The sequence below is a fragment of the Paracoccus contaminans genome, from assembly GCF_002105555.1.
In the GTDB taxonomy this organism is placed as follows: domain Bacteria; phylum Pseudomonadota; class Alphaproteobacteria; order Rhodobacterales; family Rhodobacteraceae; genus Paracoccus; species Paracoccus contaminans.
This window is the reverse complement of record NZ_CP020612.1, coordinates 1,324,265-1,346,649: the sequence shown is the minus strand read 5'-3', so window position 1 is coordinate 1,346,649 and position 22,385 is coordinate 1,324,265. Positions and strand designations below refer to the sequence as shown.

At 71.9% G+C, this 22,385-nt stretch carries 18 protein-coding genes; 4 read left to right on the top strand and 14 right to left on the bottom strand.

What is annotated here, in order from left to right; genetic code table 11:
* Positions 1-32 precede the first annotated feature (32 nt).
* Together B0A89_RS06315 and pbpC are read left to right on the top strand one after the other, a co-directional pair.
* Positions 33-5,582, top strand: coding sequence for an alpha-2-macroglobulin family protein (locus tag B0A89_RS06315; RefSeq protein ID WP_085377413.1), 5,550 nt, complete (start codon positions 33-35; stop codon positions 5,580-5,582).
* A complete protein-coding gene (pbpC, locus tag B0A89_RS06310) occupies positions 5,557-7,797 on the top strand; it encodes a penicillin-binding protein 1C (protein ID WP_085377412.1) in 2,241 nt (746 codons plus the stop codon). Before B0A89_RS06315 ends, pbpC begins: the two co-directional genes overlap by 26 nt.
* A gap of 145 nt (positions 7,798-7,942) precedes the next feature.
* On the opposite strand, the gene pqqE is transcribed toward pbpC, so the two are convergent.
* The 14 genes from pqqE to chvE all read right to left on the bottom strand — a co-directional run bounded on the left by pqqE (position 7,943) and on the right by chvE (position 19,931).
* The gene (pqqE, locus tag B0A89_RS06305; RefSeq protein ID WP_085377411.1) at positions 7,943-9,073 is read right to left on the bottom strand and encodes a pyrroloquinoline quinone biosynthesis protein PqqE; all 1,131 of its coding nucleotides are present in this window, start codon (positions 9,071-9,073) and stop codon (positions 7,943-7,945) included.
* Positions 9,070-9,366, bottom strand: coding sequence for a pyrroloquinoline quinone biosynthesis peptide chaperone PqqD (gene pqqD / locus B0A89_RS06300; protein ID WP_085377410.1), 297 nt, complete (start codon positions 9,364-9,366; stop codon positions 9,070-9,072). Before pqqD ends, pqqE begins: the two co-directional genes overlap by 4 nt.
* Positions 9,363-10,103, bottom strand: a complete 741-nt coding sequence (gene pqqC, locus B0A89_RS06295; RefSeq protein ID WP_085377409.1) for a pyrroloquinoline-quinone synthase PqqC — start codon at positions 10,101-10,103, stop codon at positions 9,363-9,365. Before pqqC ends, pqqD begins: the two co-directional genes overlap by 4 nt.
* Positions 10,100-10,978 (bottom strand): pyrroloquinoline quinone biosynthesis protein PqqB, encoded by an 879-nt coding sequence (gene pqqB / locus B0A89_RS06290; protein WP_085377408.1) that lies wholly within the window; start codon positions 10,976-10,978, stop codon positions 10,100-10,102. Before pqqB ends, pqqC begins: the two co-directional genes overlap by 4 nt.
* A gap of 15 nt (positions 10,979-10,993) precedes the next feature.
* Entirely contained in the window at positions 10,994-11,095 is a 102-nt protein-coding gene (pqqA, locus tag B0A89_RS06285; RefSeq protein ID WP_085377407.1) for a pyrroloquinoline quinone precursor peptide PqqA, read from the bottom strand.
* 200 nt (positions 11,096-11,295) lie between these two features.
* Positions 11,296-11,922: a 2-dehydro-3-deoxy-6-phosphogalactonate aldolase gene (locus B0A89_RS06280; protein ID WP_157115267.1), complete on the bottom strand. Its 627-nt coding sequence runs from the start codon at positions 11,920-11,922 to the stop codon at positions 11,296-11,298.
* Positions 11,919-12,845: a 2-dehydro-3-deoxygalactonokinase gene (locus tag B0A89_RS06275; RefSeq protein ID WP_085377406.1), complete on the bottom strand. Its 927-nt coding sequence runs from the start codon at positions 12,843-12,845 to the stop codon at positions 11,919-11,921. The genes B0A89_RS06280 and B0A89_RS06275 overlap by 4 nt, the downstream gene beginning before the upstream one ends.
* Entirely contained in the window at positions 12,842-13,819 is a 978-nt protein-coding gene (locus B0A89_RS06270) for an aldose epimerase family protein (RefSeq protein ID WP_240558665.1), read from the bottom strand. Before B0A89_RS06270 ends, B0A89_RS06275 begins: the two co-directional genes overlap by 4 nt.
* Positions 13,816-14,652 carry an SMP-30/gluconolactonase/LRE family protein gene (locus B0A89_RS06265; protein WP_085377405.1) on the bottom strand — a complete coding sequence of 279 codons (837 nt, stop codon included), beginning with the start codon at positions 14,650-14,652 and terminating at the stop codon, positions 13,816-13,818. Before B0A89_RS06265 ends, B0A89_RS06270 begins: the two co-directional genes overlap by 4 nt.
* Before the next feature lie 345 nt (positions 14,653-14,997).
* Positions 14,998-15,909: a Gfo/Idh/MocA family protein gene (locus B0A89_RS06255; RefSeq protein ID WP_085377403.1), complete on the bottom strand. Its 912-nt coding sequence runs from the start codon at positions 15,907-15,909 to the stop codon at positions 14,998-15,000.
* Positions 15,909-16,058 carry a hypothetical protein gene (locus B0A89_RS14585; protein WP_157115266.1) on the bottom strand — a complete coding sequence of 50 codons (150 nt, stop codon included), beginning with the start codon at positions 16,056-16,058 and terminating at the stop codon, positions 15,909-15,911. The genes B0A89_RS06255 and B0A89_RS14585 overlap by 1 nt, the downstream gene beginning before the upstream one ends.
* 3 nt (positions 16,059-16,061) lie before the next feature.
* Positions 16,062-17,294 (bottom strand): multiple monosaccharide ABC transporter permease, encoded by a 1,233-nt coding sequence (gene mmsB / locus B0A89_RS06250; protein WP_085377402.1) that lies wholly within the window; start codon positions 17,292-17,294, stop codon positions 16,062-16,064.
* The gene (gene mmsA / locus B0A89_RS06245) at positions 17,291-18,811 is read right to left on the bottom strand and encodes a multiple monosaccharide ABC transporter ATP-binding protein (protein ID WP_085377401.1); all 1,521 of its coding nucleotides are present in this window, start codon (positions 18,809-18,811) and stop codon (positions 17,291-17,293) included. The genes mmsB and mmsA overlap by 4 nt, the downstream gene beginning before the upstream one ends.
* A 70-nt stretch (positions 18,812-18,881) precedes the next feature.
* Positions 18,882-19,931 (bottom strand): multiple monosaccharide ABC transporter substrate-binding protein, encoded by a 1,050-nt coding sequence (gene chvE, locus B0A89_RS06240; protein ID WP_420814435.1) that lies wholly within the window; start codon positions 19,929-19,931, stop codon positions 18,882-18,884.
* A 128-nt stretch (positions 19,932-20,059) separates the two neighbouring features.
* Here chvE and B0A89_RS06235 point away from each other — a divergent pair, with 128 nt between their 5' ends.
* Positions 20,060-21,010 (top strand): LysR family transcriptional regulator, encoded by a 951-nt coding sequence (locus B0A89_RS06235; protein ID WP_085377399.1) that lies wholly within the window; start codon positions 20,060-20,062, stop codon positions 21,008-21,010.
* A gap of 345 nt (positions 21,011-21,355) precedes the next feature.
* Positions 21,356-22,372 carry a 3-hydroxyacyl-CoA dehydrogenase NAD-binding domain-containing protein gene (locus B0A89_RS06230; RefSeq protein WP_205949788.1) on the top strand — a complete coding sequence of 339 codons (1,017 nt, stop codon included), beginning with the start codon at positions 21,356-21,358 and terminating at the stop codon, positions 22,370-22,372.
* The last annotated feature ends 13 nt before the right edge of the window (positions 22,373-22,385 follow it).

Genomic DNA, 22,385 nt, shown 5'->3' with positions numbered 1-22,385 from the left:
GGCGCCTGTCCCCTCTGCGCCAAGGTTGTGAAATGCGTCTTTCAGACCATCTGCGGGCCGCCTTGGCCTGTGCGTCCCTGATCCTTTCGGGCGCCGCTGCCCTGGCGCAGGGCGCGGAGGATGGGGTGATCCCGGCGCGCCGGATCGTGCTGGATGCCGATACCGACCTGCCGGGCGGGGATCTGGCGCAGGTTTTCAACACAACCGCCTCGGCCTGCGCGGCGCTGTGCCTTGGCAACAGCGACTGCACCGCGCTGACCTATAACACCAAGGCGCGATCCTGCTTTCCCAAGGGCAGCGGCGCGGGCGAGGCGCAGGCCTTCATGGGCGCGCTGTCGGGCCATGTGCTGACCCCCGCGCCCGAGGCCGCCGGGGCCGAGGCGGGGCGCCTGGCCGCCGCCGCAGGATGGCTGACGCCGGCCGACCGCCGGACCGCGCGCGAGCAGGCGGAATCGCTGGGCACCCTCTATCCCGGCACGGGCGAGGATGTGCAGGCCCTGCGCGACCGGGCCGCCGAGGCGGGCGCGTCCGGGGATGCAGAGGCCGTCATGCGCTGGACCGGCGCCGCCGCGGCGCTGAGCGATGCCCCGGCCGACTGGCTGTCGCTGGCGCAGGCGCTGGCCTCGGCCGCCGATGCCGATAATGGGACCGAGGCACAGCGCCGCGCAGCGATGGCCGCCGCCGTCAACGCCTATGCCCGCGATCCGGGGCCGGCTGGCGAGGCGCTGATGATGTGGGCAGCCCAAGCGGAAAAGCAGGGCCGCGGGTCCGCCGGGCTGAAGGCGCTGCGCCAGGCCGCCGCCGCCGATGCGCAGAACGGCGCCCTGGCCGAGCGGGTCGAGGCTTTCGCCGGCCGCTTCGGCTTTCGGGTCGAGGAAAACCGCGTCGATGCCGAAGCCCCCCAGCCCCGCGCCTGCGTGGTGATGAGCGAGGATCTCGCCCCCGGCGCCGATTACCGCAGCTTTGTCGCCCTGCCCGACCGGACGCTGGCGGTCGAGGCCGAGGGCCGGCAGCTGTGCGTCAGCGGCGTCACGCATGGCCAACAGGTGCAGATCACCCTGCGCAAGGGGCTGCCCGCCGCCTCGGGCGAGGCGCTGGACAAGGATGTGCCGGTCAGCTTCTACATCCGCGACCGCGCGCCTCTGGCCCGCTTTGCCGGGCGCGCCTATGTCCTGCCGGCGGGCGGCGATCAGGCGGTGACGCTGCGCAGTGTGAACGCCGACAAGGTGGCGCTGACGCTTTATCGCATGTCGGACCGGATGATCGTCGATGCGCTGCGCCAGGACATCTTCGGCCAGCCGCTGAGCGGATCGAACACCGACGACTTCACCGGCCACATGGGCGTTCAGGTCTGGAAGGGCGAGGCCGACATCGCCCCCGGTGCGGGCGGCGGGCCGCGCAAGATGAACGAGGAAACCGCCACGCGCCTCGACATCGGCAAGGCAGCCGGGCCGCTGCTGCCGGGCGTCTATGCCCTGACCGCCGCCATCCCCGGCGCTGATGCCGAACGCAGCCCGGCCACGACCCAGTGGTTCATGATCTCGGATCTGGGGCTGACAAGCTATTCGGGCACCGACGGGCTGACGGTCGCGGTGCGCGGGCTGTCGGACGCGGCCGCCCGGCCGGGGGTGCAGGTGCAGCTGATCTCGCGCGGGAACGCGGTGCTGGCCACGGCCGCGACCGATGCGGACGGGATCGCCCATTTCGATGCCGGGATGACGCGCGGCACGGATGCCGCCGCGCCCGCGATGGTCACCGCCACCGCCATGAAGGGCGATGCGGTCGCCGACACCACCTTCCTGTCCTTGGGAGAGCCGGAGTTCGACCTGTCCGATCGCGGGGTCGAGGGGCAGCCGCCCGCGCCGCCGATCGACATCTTCGCCACCACCGACCGGGGCGCCTATCGCGCGGGCGAGACGGTCCACGCCACCATCCTCGCCCGCGACGACAGGGTTCATGCGCTGGACGGCCTGCCCCTGACGGCGGTCATCAGCCGCCCCGACGGGGTCGAGGCGCTGCGCCAGCTGGTGCCGGCCGCAGGCGACGGGGGGCATGTCCTTGACTGGCCGATCCCCGCTACCGCGCCGCGCGGGACGTGGCGGATCGACCTGCGGGTGGAAAAGGACGGCCCCGACCTTGCCACGCTGCGCGTCCTGGTCGAGGATTTCCGCCCCGAGCGGATCGACCTGGCGCTGGACCTGCCCCCCGCGCCGCTGCCGGCCGGGGCGCCGCTGACCGCCGGTCTTGCCGCCCGCTGGCTTTACGGCGCGCCGGGCGCCGATCTGCCGGTCGAGGGCGAATTGCGCATCGCGCCCGCCAAGGCCGTGCCCGGATGGGACGGCTACCGCTTCGGCCGCCACGATGCCGAGGATCAGGCCAGCGTCACCACGCTGGACGCCGGCACGACCGATGCCGAAGGCCGCTTCACCGCCGCGATTCCCGTGCCGGCGGCCCTGTCGGGTGCCAGCCAGCCGATGGAGGCGACCTTTGTCATGTCGGTGCGCGAAGGCGCGGGCCGCCCCGTCGAACGGCGCGAGACGCGCCTTGCCATGCCCGCCCGCCCCGTCATCGGCATCAAGCCCGCCTTTGACGGCGGCGCCGTCGCCGAAGGGGCCGAGGCGGGGTTCGGGCTGATTGCGCTCGGCCCCGACGCAAAGCCGGTCGCGGCCAGGGCAAGCTGGGTGCTGAACAAGGTCACGACCGACTATCAGTGGTTCGCCATCGACGGCACATGGAACTGGGAGCCGGTGACGACCCGTGCCCGCGTGGACGGGGGCGAGGTTCAGATCACCGCCGATCCCGCCAGCCTGTCCCTGCCGGTCCAGTGGGGCGAATACGAACTGGTCGTCAGGACTGCGGAGGGCGCCGAAAGCGCAGTGCTGTTCTCGGCCGGCTGGGGCGCGGCCAGCGCGGGCAGCGAGACGCCCGACCGGCTGCGCGTGACGCTGGACAAGCCGGCCTACAGGGCGGGCGAGACCGCGCAGGTCCGCCTTGAGGCGGCGGCGGAGGGAACGGCGCTCGTCTCGGTCCTGTCTAACCGGGTGATCGCGCTGCGCGCGGTGCCGGTCAGGGCGGGCGCGAACACCATCGATCTGCCCGTGACCGACGAATGGGGCGCGGGCGTCTATGTCACCGTCAGCGCGATCCGCCCGGTCGGGCGGGATGCCGCGGATGCGGGCCATGCCCCGATCCGCACGCTGGGCCTTGCCTATGCCGCCGTCGATCCCGGCGCCCGCAAGCTGGATGCGCGGATCGAGGCGCCGGCGGAAACCACCCCGCGGGGCGAGGCCAAGGTGCGCCTGACCGTTGCCGGCGCGCAGGCGGGCCAGACGGTCCACGCGACGATTGCCGCGGTCGATCAGGGCATCCTGAACCTGACCGCCTTCAGATCGCCCGACCCGGATGGGCATTATTTCGGCCAGCGGCGGCTGGGCGTCGGGCTGCGCGATCTTTACGGCCGGCTGATCCTGCCTTCGGGCGCGGCCAACGGCGCGATCCGCAGCGGCGGCAGCGATGCCGGCCCCCAGCAGGCCGCCCCGCCGCCGACCGAAAAGCTGATGGCGTGGTTTTCCGGCCCGGTGACGCTGGGGGCGGATGGCGCGGCCGAGGTCACGGTGCCGCTGCCCGACTTCAACGGCGAGGTGCGGCTGATGGCCGTCGCCTGGACTGCCGATGCCGTCGGACAGGCCGAGGCCGCGATGGCGGTGCGCGATCCGGTGGTGATGACCGTCACCGCCCCGGCCTTCCTTGCGCCGGGGGACGAGGCGCAGGTCAGCCTTGCCCTTGCCCATGTCGCTGGCCCCGCCGGCGCGGTCGGCCTGACGGCCGAAAGCCTGCCGGGCGAGGGGCCGGGCGCGCCGACGCTGGGCCTTGCCGGCCTGCCGGCCGAGGTGACGGTGAAGGACAAGGCCCGCGGCACGGCCAGCCTGACGATCACCGCGCCCGAGGCCGAGGGCATCGCCCATCTGCGCCTTTCCGCGGCGCTGCCGGGGGGCGGGCCGGTCGTGACCAAGGATCTGGCGATCACGGTGGAACGGCAGGATCCTTCCATCACGCGCAGCACGCGCCTGACCCTTGGCCCGGCGCAGGCGCAGACGGTCGATCCGGCCAGTCTTGGCGATTTCAGGCCCGGCACGGGGCGGGCGGTGCTGACCAGCGGCGCCTTTGCCCAGTTCGACCTGGGCGCCGCGGTCGAGCGGCTGGAAAGCTATCCCTATGGCTGCACCGAACAGCTGGCCTCGGGCGCCATGCCGCAGCTTTATCTGGCGGGGCTGATGCCCGATGCCGCGCCGGTCGATCCCGCCGCGCCGACGCGCGATGTCGATCAGGCGATCGCCACGATCCTGACGCGCCAGACCTCGGCCGGGGGCTTCGGGCTGTGGTCGGCCGAGGACGGGGACAGGTGGCTGGATGCCTATGTCACCGATTTCCTGTCGCGGGCGCGGGCGGCGGGCCATGCGGTTCCGGACGAGGCGTTCCGGCGCGCGCTGGCGAACCTGCAGAACAACCTCAACGCGGCCAGCGATCCGCAATATGCCGATGCCGCCGACAATGCCGCGCTGGCCTATGCGGCCTATGTGCTGGCCCGCGAACATGCGGCCGTCATCAGCGATCTGCGCTATTACGCCGATACCGGCGCGGCGGCCTTCGCGACCCCGATGGCGGCAGCGCAGCTGGGCGCGGCGCTGGCGGCCTATGGCGACACGGCACGCGCCGACAGGCTGTTCCGCGCGGCGCAGGAACGGCTCAAGGACGCGGCCACGGGCGATGACAAGGGGCATGTGCGAGCCGATTACGGCACGGCCCTGCGCGATGTGGCCGGCACGCTCGCCCTCGCGGCCGAGGCGGGCAGCAAGGCGGTGGACCAGACCGCCGCCGCGACCACCCTGTCGGCGCTGATCGCCGCGCGGCAGGCGGAAGGCGGCGCCCTGTCCACGCAGGAGGCGGTCTGGGCGGTGCTGGCGGGCCATGCGTTGCAGGCGGGCCCCTCGGCCCTGACCATCGGCGGCGCGCCGGCGGCGGGCGGGGTCACGGCGCTGGGCGATCCGGCCGCGGCCGGGCCGGTGGCGCTGCAGAACACCGGCAGCAGGCCGCTGGACGTGACGCTGAGCGCGACGGCCGTTCCCGCCGCCCCCGCCCCTGCCGGCGGCACCGCCTGGACCATCACCCGGCGCTATTTCACCCCCGATGGCACCCCGGCCGATCCGGCGCAGCTGGCGCAGGGCACGCGCCTTGTTGCCGTGATCAAGGTGAGGGGCGCGGGCGAAGGCGGCGGGCGGCTGATGGTGACCGACCCCCTGCCCGCCGGGTTCGAGATCGACAATCCCTCCCTGGTCGCCTCGGGCGAGCTGGCGGGCCTGTCCTGGCTGGACGGGCTGACCGAAACCGAGATGACCGAGTTCCGGCAGGACCGCTTTGCCGCCGCCGTCAGCCGCAGCGACGGGCAGCCCTTCACGCTCGCCTACCGGTTGCGCGCCGTGGCGGCCGGCCGTTTCGCCCACCCCGCCGCGACGGTCGAGGACATGTATCGTCCCGAACGCCGTGGCTGGACGGACAGTGGTGCGGTCACGATCACGCCCTAGCGCGGACCGATCGCGCGGCGCCGGGCGGTGGCTGATCGCGGCGGCGGTCGCGCTGGGGCTGGCCGGCGGCGGCGCCGATCAGGCGCGGGCGCGGCTGGACCGCTGGATCGCGGCGACGCCGCTGCCGGCGCTGGAGGTGCCGGTCGGGACAGAGGTTCTGGCCCGCGACGGCAGCCTGCTGCGCGCCTTTCAGGTGGGGAACGGGTTGTGGCGCCTCGCCTCGCCGGATGGCGGGGTCGATCCGCGCTATCTCGCCATGCTGCTGGCTTGGGAGGATCGGCGTTTTTATGACCATCCCGGCGTCGATTCCCGGGCGGTCCTGCGGGCGGCGGGGCAGGCGGCGCTGCATGGCCGCGTGGTGTCGGGCGCCTCGACCCTGCCGATGCAGGTCGCCCGGCTGATCGAACGCGGCCCGACGGGCCGCTGGCCCGGCAAGCTGCGGCAGGCGCGGCTGGCCCTGGCGCTGGAACGGCGGCTGGGCCGGGACGGGATCATCGAGCTGTATCTGCGCCTTGCCCCCTATGGCGGCAATGTCGAGGGGCTGCGCGCCGCCAGCCTGATGTGGCTGGGCAAGGAACCGCGCCGCCTGACCCCGGCCGAGGCTGCGCTGCTGGTCGCCCTGCCCCAGTCGCCCGAAACCCGCCGCCCCGACCGCCCGCAGGGGCGCCTTGCGCTGCAGGCGGCGCGGGCGCGCGTGCTGGCCCGCGCCCGCGCCGCCGGGATCATCGACGCCGAGGCCGAGGCGGCGGCGCTGGCCACGCCCCTGCCGACGCGCCGCATGGCCTTTCCGGCCCATGCCGCGCTGCTGGCCGAACGGCTGCACCGCGCCAATCCCGGCGCGCCCCGGATCGAGACGACGATCGACCCCGGCCTGCAGCGCGCGGCCGAGGCAGCCATTGCCCGCGCGGTGGCCGGCCAGCCCGGCACCGTCTCGGCCGCGGCGCTGATAGCCGATCACCGCAGCGGCGAGATCCTGGCCAGTGTCGGCACCGCCCGCTGGTCGGACGAGCCATCGGCCGGCTTCGTGGACATGACGCAGGTGCTGCGCAGCCCCGGATCGACGCTCAAGCCCTTTGTCTATGCGCTGGCTTTCGATGACGGGCTGATCCATCCCGAAACCCTCATCGAGGATCGCCCGGCCACCTTCGGGCGCTGGCAGCCGGTCAATTTCGACCATCGCTTTCGCGGCACCGTCACGATCCGGCAGGCGCTGACGGAATCGCTGAACATCCCTGTGGTGCGGATCGCGGCGGCCCTTGGCCCGGCGCGCATCGCGGCGGTGCTGCGCCAAGCGGGCATGGACCTGCGCTTTGCCGGGGACGGGCCGGGCCTTGCGCTGGTGCTGGGCGGCGGCGGGGTCAGCCTGCAGGATCTGGTGCAGGGCTATGCCGGCCTTGCCAATGGCGGGGCCGCGGTGCGGCTGCATGATCAGCCGCTGGCGGGCGATGCGGCGGGCACGGCAACAGGGCAGGGGCAAGGCGGGGCTGCGGCTCTGAACGGCCCGGCCGTGGGCCGGGGCGCGCGCTCCGCGCCTGCGCCGGCCGGGGGGGCACGGATCGTCTCGCCCGTGGCGGCCTGGTATGTCGGCTCGATCCTGTCGCATATCCCGCCGCCGACCGGCGCGCCGGCAGGGCGCATCGCCTACAAGACGGGCACCAGCTATGGCCACCGCGACGCGCTGGCGGTCGGCTATGACGGGCGCTTCGTCGCCGGGGTCTGGCTTGGCCGGGCGGACGGAACGCCCGTGCCCGGCGCCTTCGGCGGGGCGGTCGCGGCCCCGGCGCTGTTCGACCTGTTCGATGCGCTGGGGCCGCGCGCCGCCCCCCTGCCCCCGCCCCCGCCCGAGGCGCTGACCCTGCCCACCGCCCGCCTGCCGCGCGCGCTGCGCCATTTTGCCGGCCCGGGCGAGGCATCGCCCGCCCCCGCCGCGGCGGGCCAGGCGGGCATCCCCGCGCCCGAGGCGCTGACGATCCTGTTCCCGCCCGAAGGCGCGGCGGTCGAACTGGCGGCCGGCCGCCCCCTGACCGCGCGGCTGCGGGGCGGGCGGCCGCCCTATGTCTGGCTGCTGAATGGCCGGCCCGTGGCCCGCTCGGACGGGGGGGAAACCGCAACCCTGCCCGCGCCCGACCCCGGCTTTTCGCGCCTGTCGGTCATCGACAGCGCCGGCCGTTCACAATCGGCCGCCTTCAGCGTCATCGCCCCGGCCCGCCCCTAGCGGCAATCCTGCGCGCCCCTCGGGCGCGGCCGATCGTCCGGCATGGCCGGGCGCGTTCCTGTGCCCGCCGGCGGGGGATTGCCGCCGCCGCCAGGTACGCGCCGGCCAGAACCCCATGCCTTGGCCATCAGGCCATGCCACGGGATCAATCCCCCCCGTGCCGGGGAAAGCGGCGATAGATGAAGGGAGCGTCGGAACGGCCCGCTTCCTGGGCGATGATGCGATCAAGCGTCTGCCGGTGGGGCGAATGGCGGCAGACCGGATCGACGGCCTGGGCATCGCCGGCAATCGCCATGGCCTGACAGCGGCAGCCGCCGAAGTCGATCTCGCGCCGCTCGCATGTCTGGCATGGCTGCGGCAGCCAGGCAGTGCCGCGAAATGCCTCAAAGGCCGGCCCGCGATACCAGATGTCGGCCAGCGCGGCATCGCGCACGTTCTGGAAGGCCAGCGCGGGGATCGTTTCGGCCGCGTGGCACGGCAGCACGCGCCCGTCAGGCGTCACGTTCAGCCCCGTCGATCCCCAGCCGTTCATGCAGGGCTTGGGATAGTCCGAGAAATAGTCGGGTGGGACGAAATCGATCGCCATGCGCCCGGCATGGCTGCGCCGTGCCTCGGCCACGATGCGCTTGGCCGCGTCCACCTGCTCGCGGGTCGGCTGCAGCGCGGCGCGGTTGCGCAAGGCCCAGCCCTGGAACTGGACACAGGCGATCTCGATCCGGCGCGCGCCCAGATCATGGGCCAGTGCGATGGTCGCGGCCAGATTGTCAAGATTGTGGCGGTGCATGACCGCATTGACGGTCAGCGGAAAGCCGATGCGGGCAATCTCGGCCGCGACCTGCATCTTGCGGGCAAAGCCGCCCGGATAGCCGCCGACATGGTCCGCAACGGCCGCGTTCACGCCCTGGATGGACAGCTGGACATGGTCCAGCCCGGCCGCATCAAGCTCGTCCAGCCGCCTGCCGGTCAGGCCGATGCCCGAGGTGATGAGATTGGTGTAAAGCCCCGCCGCATGGGCCGCGGCGACGATCTGGACCAGATCGGTGCGGGACGCAGGCTCTCCTCCCGACAGATGCAGTTGCAGCACGCCCAAGGCGGCGGCCTGGCTAAAGACATCCGCCCATTCCGCCGCCGACAGCTCGCCCGCGCGGCCCGTCAGCTCGACAGGGTTCGAGCAATAGGGACAGGCCAGCGGGCAGCGATGCGTCAGCTCGGCCAGCATGGCCAGCGGCGGCTGGACCGCCTGGGCCAGGGCAGGCCGGGCGGCGGGCGCGTTCATGCGACGGCCACCAGGCGGCGCGCCGCCATGTCGGACAGGAAGGCGATCACGTCGGGCTGCACCTCCTCCACCGCGGCGCCATAGCGGACCGACAGGCAGGCGCTGATGGCGGCGATGTCGCGGATGCCGTCCAGCTCGGCCAGGATCGCCGCGCCGATCCCGTCCAGCATCAGTGCCGTTTCCGGCCCCAGCAGAACCGGCATCTGCCGCACCCTGTCCTGATGCAGCCGCACCCCCCGCGGCAGCAGCGGCCGTGCGGCGGCCGGAAGGGCGGGGGCGGCGGGCGCGCTCATGCCAGCCCCTCGCCGGGCGTCCAGCCGCCGGGAGGAATGCGCCCCGGCGCGACATAGGCCGAATGCAGCGCGTCGAGCTGCGCCCACAGCACGTCCGTCTTGAAGGTCAGGGCATCGGCGGCCATGTCCTGCTGCTCGGCCGTCCTGGCATGATCCAGCACCCAGCCCAGCCCGAAGGCCACGTCCCTGGGCGCCTCGGTCAGGCGGTGCTGGAAATAGCTGATCGTCTGCGGATTGGCGAAATCGTAATGCGCCAGCAGGCCGGCGATGCGCTGTTCATGGATGGCGGGGGCGAACAGTTCCGTCAGGGACGAGGCGACGGCGGCCAGCAGCGGCTGGTCGCGCACATAGCGCACATAGGCATCGACCGCAAAGCGCGTGGCCGGCAGCACCCCGCGCGCCGAGGCGACATAATCCGGGTCCAGCCCCACGCCTTCGGCCAGACGCAGCCAGCGCCAGATGCCGCCCGGCTGGTCCTCCGTGCCGTCGTGATCCTCGATCCGCGAACGCCAGGCCCGGCGCAGGGCCGGATCCTCGACCCGCGACATGAAGGCGGCATCCTTCATGGGAATGCGCGATTGATAGTAATAGCGGTTGATGACCCAGGCGCGCACCTGGTCGATCGAACAGCCCCCCGAATGCAGCAGCGCGTGAAACGGGTGCCTGTCGTGATACCGCTCGGCGCCGATGCGGCGCAGGCGCGCCTCGAAGGCGGCACGGTCCGATGGGTCGGTCATGGCGCGATCTCCATGCCGTCAAAGGCGATCTCCCATCCCGCGGCCTGGCATGCGGCGCGCTCGGGGGCGGCGGGCTGCAAAACGGGGTTGGTGTTGTTCACATGAAGAAAGACGCGGCGCCCGCCCAGGCCCGACAGGCGGGCGATGCTGCCCGCCGGGCCCGACATGGCCATATGCCCCATGCGCGCGCCGCTTTTCGTGCCGGTGCCCGTGCGCCCCATGTCGTCGTCGGCCCATACGGTGCCATCGAACAGGATCACGTCGGCATCCCCCATCCGGGCCAGCAGGTCATCCGGAATGGCCGCGCAGCCGGGAATGTAAAGGACGCAGCGCCCGCCCGCCTCAAGGCGCAGGCCCACGGTCTGCTCTCCGACAAGGCGGGTATCGGGCTCTCCCTCCTCGAGATAAAGCGCGACCTTGCCCGGAACGGCAAAGGCGGTGATCCGCAGACCGGGCACCGGCTCGAACGGGCGGTCCAGCGCGATGGGCGCGCGCCGGACATGATCGGGGGCGAGCACCCGGAAGATCGGCTGATCCAGGATGTCCAGCGTCGCAGGCGTCGCATGCACCGCAAAGGCCGAGCCTTCGCGCAGGCTCAGCAGCCCGGCAAGGTGATCAACATCCCCGTTGGTCAGCACCACGGCGGCGAAGGGGCTGCCCCGCAGGCCGGGCGGCGCAAGGCCGCAAGCCTGCAGCTGCGCCCGGATGTCGGGCGAGGCGTTCAGCAGGGCCGTCTGCCCGTCCAGGGTCACGGCCACCGAGGACTGGGTCATTGCCGGGATGCGGCCCGCGCGGGCATCGGCGCAGTTGCGGCACCCGCAATTCCATTGGGGCAGCCCCCCTCCGGCGGCCGCCCCAAGGATCGTCAGCTTCATGTCGCCGGTCGCGGGTCAGAGCAGATCGCGCGCGTCGCGATCATCCTCGGCCGGACCATACATGTTGATTTCCATTCCGCAGCGAATCTCGCGGATCTGGGGTTTGGACCACTGCATGCGTGCCTCCTCATTTGCATGACAGCTTCAGTCTTTGCCCCTGCCGGCGGTCTGTCAACGGCAAGGGCATCCCCCTTTGGTCTTACAGCGCGGCTGACCGGCCAGTGGCGGGCGGGCACGATGCCGGCCCGAGGGGCCGCCCGGCCCGGTGATGGCCCGATCATGCGCCGCCGCCGGACAGGCGGGGCGGCGGCACGCGTTCAGCCCGCCGCCGGCAGCGCGGCCATGAATGCGGCGGCGTTGCGCGCCACATCGGCCGCGCCCATCCCCGGACGGTAAAGCGCGCTGCCCAGCCCGAATCCGTCGGCCCCGGCAGCACGATAGGGGGCCATCGCATCCGGCGTGATGCCGCCCACGGGGACAAGCCGCGCCGCGCCCGGCAGGACGGCCCGCATCGCCTTGACCGCCGCAGGGGGGATCATCTCGGCCGGAAACAGCTTCAGCATGGCCGCGCCGGCCTGCAGGGCGGCGAATGCCTCGGACGGGGTGGCGATGCCGGGCGCATAGGCCATGCCGCGCCGGGCTGCGGCCGCCGCAACCGCCGGGTCAAAGTTCGGGGCGACAACCAGCCGCCCCCCTGCCTCGGCCAGCGCATCGACCTCGGCTGGGTCCAGCACCGTGCCCGCGCCGATCACCGCCTGGTCGCCAAAGCGGCGGGCCAGCCTTTCGATGCTGTCCAGCGGCCGGGGCGAGTTCAGCGGCACCTCGATCAGGCGAAAGCCCGCGCCGACCAGCGCCGCGCCGATATCCTCGGCCTCGGGCGGGGCAAGCCCGCGCAGGATGGCCACCAGCGGGCAGGCGGCAAAGGCGTCGTTTTCGTCCATCATGGGATCAGTCCTGCCTGTTTTCCTATGGCGCGCAGCCCCTCGCGCGCCATGCCGGGCGGCGCGATCCGGGCGCTGGCGCCGCATTCGCCCAGCGCGGCGGCATAGCGCGCCGCCAGATCGCCGCGGCCGATCACCGTCACGGCCAGCGGGGCGGCAAAGGCGGGCATCCCTGCCAGCATCGCCGCCACCTCGTCCCCGATCAGAAGGCCGGACAGGTAATCCCCGATCTCATCGGCCGCAAGCCGGCCGGTGAGCGCCAGCGTGCGGGCCGAAAACGCCCGCGCCAGCAGCGCCCCTTCCGCCCGGCCCGCCGCAAGGCCGCGGGCGAAGGCCGCCGCCCTGCCGGCGGTCGCCTCCTCGGGTTCCCCTGGGGTCCGGGCCGGGGCCAGCCGGCCGAGGATGGAATGGGCCATCAGCAGGGCATAGGCCTCTCCGGTCATGGCGGTGCGGAACGCGGTCAGGCGGGCGCCCTCGATCTGCGCCCATTTGCTGTGGGTGCCGGGCAGGACGAACAGGCCATCCGCCCCGCCCGCCGCCAGGTGGCCGGCGATCTCGGTTTCCTCGCCCCGCATCACGTCGGGCAGCCCCCCCGATCCGCCCAGCGCGCCGGGGACGAAATGGATGACCCGCCCGCCCGCGCGATGCGCGACCAGCCCGGCCGCCAGCGCCGCCGCATCCAGCGGCAGCGGCAGATAGGGCGCCTCGACCCAGCCGTTGCGGCTGGCGATCATCCCCGAGGCGATCACCGGAACCGCTGGCCAATGCCCGACCAGCCGGGCAAAGGCGCCCTCGAAATCGCCGCCCTCGACCGACAGGATGCCGCAGGGGGCGGCAAGGCTGTCGATCACCGCCCCCGTGCCGTCCATCAGCCAGGCGCGGAACGAGCTGGTGCCCCAATCGATGCCGATCAGCCGCGCCGTCACGGGATGATCCTGTAGATGGTCGTTTCGCGATAGACTTCGCCCGGCCGCAGGATCGCGGGGGGAAAGGCCGGCCGGTTCGGCGCATCGGGCCAGCCCTGCGTTTCCAGCGCGATGCCCGCGCGCGGGCCATAGCGGCGGCCGTCCAGCCCGGCGACGGCGTCGAAATGGGCGCCGTCATAGACCTGCATCCCGCAGGCGGTCGTCTCGACACCCAGCGACAGCCCGCTTTCGCCCGTCAGCAGGGCCACCGGGCGCAGCCGGCGCGGCCCGTCCGACAGGCACAGGTTGTGGTCATAGCCCGCCTCGCCGATCTGCCGCCCGTCCCGGAAATCGAAGCGTGTGCCCTCGACGGGGGCGATCTCGCCGGTGGGGATCAGCTCATCGTCCACGGGCAGGTAGTGATCGGCCTGCACGCGCAGCCGGTGGCCGCGGATGTCGCCCCGCCCGTCCAGGTCGAAATAGCCGTGATGGGCCAGGCTGCACGGCGTCGGCGCATCGGCCCGCGCGGTCAGGTCAAGGCGCAGCGCGTCAGGCGTCACGCTGAACGCGGCGCGCAGGGTGATCCGGCCGGGAAAGCCCATATGGCCGTCCGGCAGATCGAGCGTCAGGGCGGCGCGGTCGGTGGCCTCTTCCTCGATCCGCCACAGATGCCGGTCAACGCCGTCATCCCCGCCATGGAGCGTGTGGCGGCCCAGCCAGTTCGGATCGGTCCGGTAGCCGCGCCCGTCCAGGGTGAACCGCGCCCCGCCCAGGCGGTTGGCAAGGCGCCCCACGATTGTGCCGACATGGCGCGCCGGTCCCAGACAGCCCGCGACATCGGGCGCCCCCAGCACCAGCGGATGGCCGACCCCGTCGAGCCGCAGATCCTGCACCGTGGCCCCCAGCGTCAGCAGCCGCGCCCTCAGCGGGCCGGCGGACAGCGTCAGCGCCTCGACCGGCCGGCCGTCGGGCATGAGGCCGAAGGGCGCGGTCACACCAGCACCTGGGGTTCGGCCAGGCCGGGCACCGCCGCGCGGACCAGCCAGGGCAGCCCGTCGCCCGGTCCGGGCGCGGCAAGATCCTGCAGGGCGGTCGTGACCAGCAGATCGCGCATGTCCGCGCCGCCAAAGGCCGGGCAGCTTGCCTGCCGCCCGCCGACCGCGATCATGTCCAGCCGCCGCCCATCCGGGGCAAAGCGGATGACGCATCCCGCGCCCCAGCAGGCCAGGCACAGCGCGCCCGAGGAATCGATCACCGCCCCGTCAGGGTTCAGCCCCATGGGGGCCAGGTCCAGGAAGGGCTGCGCCGGCCCCTTGGGCCAGCCGTCCGCATCCAGCGGCTGGCGCCAGACAAGCGCGCGCGCCGTATCGGCATAATGCGCAAGCCGGCCATCGGGCGAAAAGCAGATGGCGTTCGGGATGGTGATGCCCGCCGCGATCCGCCGCAGCGCGCCCCGGTGCCAGCGCCAGATCGCCCCGGCACCCGCCTCGGCCCCCCGGCCCATGGCCGAGATCCAGAAGCCGCCCTGCCGGTCGGCCCGCCCGTCATTCGAACGCGTGGTCCCGTCCCCGATCCGCGCCACCGGCGTCAGCCCCCCGCCGCGCAGATCCAGCAGGGCAAGCCCCGCCTCGGTCCCGATCATCAGCCTGTCGCGGTCCACCCAGCCGGCCGCAGAGGCCATGCAGCCGAGCCGCCATTCCCGCGGCGCGTCCCCTTCGCGCGACAAAAGCCGCCCGGCGAGGATGTCGAACCAGAAGAACTGCCGGCGCAGCGGATGCCACAAGGCGCCCTCGCCCAGGGCGCAGGGCCGCTCGTCATAGGATATCATCGCGCGCCCCCGGCAAAGCTGCGCAGGCCGGCCTGCCCCGGCCCGTGCTGCCCCCGCGCGCCATCGGCGCCCCCCCTTCGCGCAGAGGGGCCGCGCCCGCCTGCCGGATCGCGCGCCCCTCGGGCCAATGCCGGCACATGCGCCCCTGCGCCTTCGGCGGCGCGGCCCGGCATCCGCGCGCGCCCTGCCGGGCGGCGGCCCCGCGCCGCCGCCGCCGCGCCGCGCGGATACCCGGCACCGCCCCCCCGGTGCCGCGTCCCGCAGGACCGGGCCATGCAGGCAGCGCCGGCTCATCCTCTTTGCTTCCCTGGCTGGTGGACATGGCTCTTTCCCGCGGGGCGGCTGTCAGAATTCGAAGGGCGGGCCGAAAAAGCGCCTGCCAAGGGTGAAGGCATCGGCGACCAGCACCATCGGCGCCAGATCGACATCTTGGGCGGCGCTGCGGACCAGTTCCGCCATGCGGGCGTAAAGGGCAGGATATTCCCCGGCGATGCTGTCCTCGCCCAGCGCGGGGCGGCCGTCCAGTTCAAGCAGGTTGCCGCCCATGCGCAGGGCTAGTTTGCCGCCGTCGGTGGCAAGCTCGATATCCCAGGTCTGCGGCCCCTGCTGGCGGAAATCGAAATCAGCGGTGATCCCGTCCGACAGCGACAGCCGCGCGGCGATCGGGGCCTGGCGGTTTGCGGGCACGTCCAGCTCTGCCCCAAGCAGCCGGACGGGGGCGGGCAGAATCGCAGTCAGGATCGACAGCGCGTTGATGCCGGGATCAAAGACGCCCATGCCGCCCGCATCGAAGATCCAGTCCTGGCCGGGGTGCCAGCGGCGCACATCCTCGCGCCAGATGATCCGGCCGCCGGTGACGCGCCGCCCGGCTAGCCAGCGCTGCGCCGGCCCCACCCCCCGGGCCATGCGCGAATGCCAGGTGGCGAACAGCGTCACGCCCGCGGCCTGCGCCATGTCCCGAAGGATATGCACCTCGGCCAGCGTCGCGCCGGGCGGCTTTTCCAGCATCAGGTGCCGCCCGGCTGCCAGCACCGCCTGCGCCGCCTCGAACCGCGGCACCGGCGGCAGGCAGAGGCTGACCGCCTCGATGTCGGGGCGCGCGGCCAGCATCGCCTCGATGTCGGTGAATGCCTCGACCCCATCGACCCGCCCATGGCGCGAGACGGTCGCGGCCAGTTCCCAGTCGGGGCTGGCGGCCAGCGCCGGAACATGCTGGTCAAGCGCGATCTTGCCGATCCCGACGAGTGCGATGCGCATCAGCGCCGGCCCCTGCCGGCCCGATTGCCCCGGCAGCCGCGCCGCGCCTCAAAGGCGATGAACATCGCCCGCACCGGCAGGTCGCGCCCGGCGCGGCCGGTCCGCTGGATAAGGCCCCGATGGGCCTCGCGGCGCGGCGGCAGGATCATGGCTCAACCCTCGCGGTTCTTGTTGTAGACATCGAAGAACACGGCGGCGAGCAGCACCAGGCCCTTGATGACCTGCTGATAGTCGATGCCGATCCCCAGGATCGACATGCCGTTGTTCATCACCCCCATGATGAAGGCGCCGATGACCGCGCCGACGATCTTGCCCGCGCCCCCCGACATGGATGCCCCGCCGATGAACACCGCCGCGATCACGTCCAGTTCGACCCCGAAGCCGGCCTTGGGCGTGGCGGTGTTCAGCCGCGCGGCATAGATCAGCCCGGCCAGCGCGGCCAGCAGCCCCATGTTGACGAAGGTCAGGAAGGTCAGCCGCCGCGTGCGGATGCCCGACAGCGCCGCCGCCCGCGCATTGCCGCCCACGGCATAGATGCGCCGGCCCAGCGTCGTGCGTTCGGTCACGAAGACATAGACCAGCGTCAGGGCGACCATCGACAGCATCACGTTCGGCAGCCCGCGGAACCAGGCCAGCTTCCATGTCACGAACAGCAGCGCCGCCCCCGTCACCACATTGCGCAGGATGAACAGGCCCTGCGGCTCGTCCTCGATCCCGTAGCGGGCATTGCGGGCGCGGGCGCGCAGGCCGGTCCAGACGATCAGCAGGACCGCCAGCGCCCCCGCGGCCAGCGCCAGCGCGTTGGGCTTGCCCACGCCCAGCAGGTCGGGGACAAAGCCGGTGGAGAGCGCCTGAAAGCTGGGCGGAAACGGCCCGATCGACTGCCCGGCCAACAGCCACAGCGACAGCCCCCGGAAGACCAGCATCCCCGCCAGCGTGACGATGAAGGACGGGATCTTCCAATAGGCGACGAAATAGCCCTGCACCGCGCCGATCACCATGCCGACGACCAGCGAGACGGCCACCGCCAGCCAGACCGGCTGATGCCAGGACACCACCATCACCGCCGCCAGCGCCCCGATGAAGCCCATGACCGAGCCGACCGACAGGTCGATATGCCCGGCCACGATGACCAGCAGCATCCCCAGCGCCATGATGATGATGTAGCTGTTCTGCAGGAACAGGTTGGTGATGTTGACCGGGCGCAGCAGCGTCCCGCCCGTGACCGCCTGGAAAAAGCCCATGATCGCGATCAGCGCGATCAGCAGCCCATAGTCGCGGATGTTGCGGGCGACATAGGCGCCGATGCCCGCGGGGAACGGGGCGGATGCCCCGCCGGCGGGGGTGGCAGGGGGGCGCGCCGTCTCGGGTGATTGTCCGTTCATTCGCGCACGATCATCGACATGATCGCCTCCTGGCTGGCCTCGGCGGCGTTCAGTTCGCCGACGAACGCGCCTTCATTCATGACATGGATGCGGTCGCACATGCCCAGCAGCTCGGGCAGTTCGGACGAGATCATCACCACCGCCTTTCCGGCGGCGGAAAGCTGGTTGATGATCCCGTAGATTTCGTATTTCGCGCCCACGTCGATCCCGCGGGTCGGCTCGTCCAGGATCAGAACGTCCGGGTCGGTGAACAGCCACTTGGCCAGCACCACCTTCTGCTGGTTGCCGCCCGACAGGTTCACCACGCGCTGGAACACCGAGGGCGTGCGGATGCCCAGCCTGCGGCGATAGCCCTCGGCAACGTCCGTCTCGCGCGCCTCGTCGATAACCCCGCCCCGCGCAACCTTGTCCAGCGCGGCCAGCGTGGCATTGCGCCGGATTGTTTCCTCGAGGATCAGGCCCAGCGTCTTGCGATCCTCGGTGACATAGGCCAGCCCGGCGTCGATGGCGCGGTCCACGGTCGAGACATCGACCGCCCGCCCGCCGACCAGCACCTCGCCCGAGATCGCCCGCCCATAGCTGCGGCCGAAGACGCTCATCGCCAGCTCGGTCCGCCCCGCCCCCATCAGCCCGGCGATGCCCACCACCTCGCCGGCGCGCACTTGCATCGACAGGTTGCGGATGACCTGGCGCCCCTTCTGCTCGGGGTGCCAGACGTTCCAGCCGCGCAGTTCGAACATCACGTCGCCGGCGCGGCGCCCGCGCTCGGGATAGCGCTGGGACATGTCGCGCCCGACCATGTCGCGCACGATCCGGTCCTCGGTCAGCCCGCCCGCGGCCGCATCGATGGTGCTGATGGTGGCACCGTCGCGGATCACCGTCACGGTATCGGCGACGCGGCGCACCTCGTTCAGCTTGTGGCTGATGATGATCGAGGTGACGCCCTGCGCCTTGAGTTCGAGCAGCAGGTCGAGCAGCGCCTGGCTGTCAGCCTCGGACAGCGCCGCCGTCGGCTCGTCCAGGATCAGCAGCCGCACGTTCCGCGACAGCGCCTTGGCGATCTCGACCAGCTGCTGCTTGCCCACGCCCAGCGTCTCGACGCGGCTGCCCGGCGTCTCGCGCAGGCCGACCTTGGCCAGCAGCGCCTCTGTCTCGCGGAAGGTGCGGGGCCAGTCGATGACCCCGCGCGCGGCGCGCTCGTTGCCCAGGAAGATGTTCTCGGCAATCGTCAGCAGCGGCACCAGCGCCAGTTCCTGGTGGATGATGATGATGCCCCGCGCCTCGCTGTCGCGGATGCCCGCAAAGCGCGCGGGCCGGCCGTCAAAGACGATCTCGCCCTCATAGCTGCCATGCGGATAGACGCCCGACAGCACCTTCATCAGCGTGGACTTGCCTGCGCCGTTCTCGCCGCAGATGGCGTGTATCTCGCCATCGCGCACACTCAGCGTCACGTTGTCCAGCGCCTTGACGCCGGGAAAGGACTTGGAGATGCCGCGCATCTCGAGCAGTGCAGTCATCGCCCCTCCCTCGCTGGCGCGCCTGCGGGCATCGTGGGGGCCGCGCCTTGCAGCGCGGCACCCGGGCGGGTCACTGCAGTTGCTCTTTGGTGTAATAGCCGCTGTCGATCAGGGTCTTTTCCCAGTTCGACTTGTCCACCGGCACGGGCTGGAGCAGATAGGACGGCACGACCTTGACGCCATTGTTATAGGTCTTGGTGTCGTTGACCTGCGGCTCCTTGCCGGCCAGCATGTCGTTCACCATCCCGACCGTGACCTTGGCCAGTTCGCGCGTGTCCTTGAAGATCGTCGAATACTGCTCGCCCGCCAGGATCGACTTCATCGACTGGACCTCGGAATCCTGGCCGGTGACGATCGGCATCTTCAGATCGCCCGAGCCATAGCCCACGCCCTTGAGCGAGGACAGGATGCCGATCGACAGCCCGTCATAGGGCGACAGCACCCCGTTGACATGGTCCTTGGTGTAGTTGGCCGACAGGATGTTGTCCATGCGCGCCTGGGCGGTGGCCGGATCCCAGCGCAGCGTGCCCACCTTGTCCATGCCCGTCTGGCCCGACAGCACCTTGATCGAGCCGTCGTCGATCAGCGGCTTGAGCACCGACATCGCGCCATCATAGAAGAAATAGGCGTTGTTGTCGTCCGGGCTGCCGCCGAACAGCTCGACATTCCACGGCTTGGCGTCGGGAAAGCGTTCCTTGAGGCCGTTGACCAGAGAAGTCGCCTGCTCGACCCCGACCTTGAAGTTGTCGAAGGTCGCATAATAATCGACATTCGGCGTGTCGCGGATCAGCCGGTCATAGGCGATGACCTTGATGTCGGCGGCCTTGGCGTTTTCCAGCGCGTTCGACAGCGTGGTGCCGTCGATGGCCGCGATCACCAGGACATCGACGCCCTTGGTGATCATGTTCTCGACCTGGCTCAGCTGGTTGGGGATGTCGTCGTCGGCATATTGCAGGTCGGTGTCATAGCCCGCCGCCTTGAACTGGGCGACCATGTTGTTGCCGTCGTCGATCCAGCGCGCCGACGATTTCGTGGGCATGGCGATGCCCACCGTCTTGGCCCAGGCGCCCGAGGCCACCAGCGACAGCCCCATCGCCAGCACGGCCGCAGCGGTTCTCATTTTCATCACGATGTTCCCCCCCCCGACGGGCCTGCACGGCGCCGCCCTCTCTCTCCGGGGCAGAGACTAGCAGGGGGCCGTGATGATGTTAAAATGAGCTTCCGGCCGTCCTTCATACCAGTTTTGTCATGTCCTCCGCGTTGCCCCCCCGCCTGCTGCTGAAACCGGCCCAGCTGCGGCTGCTGGACGAGATCGGCGAAAGCCGCCAGTTGCAGCGCGCGGCCGAAGCCTGCGCCATGACCCAGCCGGCCGCCTCGCGGATGCTGGCGGGGATCGAGCGCACGCTGGGCGCGCGGCTGTTCCTGCGCCAGCCCACGGGGATGGAGCCGACCGAGGCGGGCCGCGCCGTCCTGCGCCGCGCCAGCGCCATCCTGCACGAGATGCGCGGGGCGCTTGACGATGTGCAGGCGCTCAGCCGGGGCGAGGCGGGTCTTGTGCGGATCGGGGCGGTGACTGGCCCGGCGGTGGGCGCGCTGGTGGGGGCCGTGCAGGCCGTCAAGCGCGAGGCGCCCGAGGCCGACATCACCATCGACGTGCTGCCCTCGCGCGATCTGCTGGCCCATCTCGAGGCGGGCGACATGGATTTCGTCCTGGGCCGCATCCTGCCGGGCTTTGACAGCCGCAACTATGACATCACGCCGATGGGCGAGGAGAAGGTCTCGCTGCTGGTGCGGGCCGCCCATCCGCTGGCGCAGGCGCGGCGGGTGACGCTGCCGCAGCTGGCCGCGCAGGAATGGATCCTGCAGCAGCGCGGCGCCCCGATCCGCGAGGCGACCATGCAGGCCTTTGCCGGCGCGGGCCTGTCCGAGCCGCTGAACGTGGTCAGCACGCCATCACTGGTCTTCACCGTCGCCTATCTGGTGCAGGGGGACGCCATCGCCCCGATGTCGCGCGAAGTCGCGCAGATGCTGATCCAGCCCCCTGTGTCTGCAGGGCTGGCGGTGCTGGCGCTGGACCGGGCGATCCGGGTGCCGCCCTATCACCTGCTCAGCTTGCGGCGCCGGCCTTTGTCGCCCCTGGCCGCGCGGCTGCGCGACCGGCTGCTGGCGGGCGCCCCGCCGGGCCGGGCGCAAGGGTAAGGGCAAGCAGCCCGCAGAATGCGCAAGGGGCGGCGGACAGAAGGCCCCTCTTGCCTGCAGGGCCGGGCGGCGGGGGGCGCGCAGCGCCGCTGCACACACCCGCGGCCGGTCAGGATCGCCGGCCCGAACGCCCGGAGGAAAGGGCATCCTTGCCAAGGGCCGGACAGATGAAAATGGCCGTTCCCTTTGCGGGCGGCTTGAGCCAAGAATGATTCCGCGGCCCGGCGGCGGTCCGCGGACACCGTCCGCGACAGGCCATGGCCGCGCAGATATCCTTGGCGGGGGCGGCCCGGCGGGCGGCGGTGCTTGCAGCGGCATCGGCCTGCCCGGGGCCTCGGCCGGCAGATGAAAGGCGGTTCAATGACACCGGACGGCTCTACCTTTTCCGGTCCGATGACGGTTGCGGTGGTCGGCGCGGGCACCATCGGGGCAAGCTGGGCGGCGCTGTTCCTGGCGCGCGGGCTGACCGTGCGGATCAGCGACCCCGATCCCGCGGCCGAGGCCTCGGCCCGCAGGCTCATCACCGAGGCCTGGCCCGCGCTGACACGGCTGGGCCTTGCCCCCGGCGCAGACCCGGCAAGCTGGACCTTTCACACCGACCTGCGCGAGGCGGCCCGCGGCGCCGATCTGGTGCAGGAGAACGGGCCCGAGCGCGAGGAGGTCAAGCGCGCGCTCTTTGCCGCGCTGGAGGAGGCGGTGGGCGATGACACGATCATCGCATCAAGCACCTCGGGCCTGATCATGTCGCGCCTGCAGGCGGGCATGCGCGTGCCGGGCCGCTTTGTCATCGGCCATCCGTTCAACCCGCCGCATCTGATCCCGCTGGTCGAGGTGGTCGGCGGACAGCAGACGGACGAGCAGGCGATCGCCCGCCTGACCGCCTTTTACACCGCCCTCGGCAAGCGCCCGATCCGCCTGCATGCCGAACGGCCCGGCCATCTGGCCAACCGCCTGCAGGCGGCGCTGTGGCGCGAGGCGGTGAACGCCGTCGCCACCGGCCTTGCCTCGGTCGAGGATGTGGATGCGGCCATCGCCCACGGGCCGGGGCTGCGATGGGCGCTGATGGGGCCGAATGCCATCTTCGACCTGGCCGGGGGGCCGGGCGGGATGAAGCATTTCCTCGACCATCTCGGCCCGGCGATGGAAAGCTGGTGGGCGGACTTGGGCACCCCGCAGCTGACCGAGGACACCCGCAGGCGCCTGGTCGAGGGCACCGCCGAGGCTGTCGGCGGCGGCTCTCATGCCGAACGTGTTGAACAGCGCGACCGGCTGCTGCTGGCGCTGGTCGAGATGCTTGCACGCGAGCGCGGGGGCGAGCGCCCAGGCAGCGAACAGACAGGCGCGGAACAGCCCGCGACCTGAACACCATAGGGAG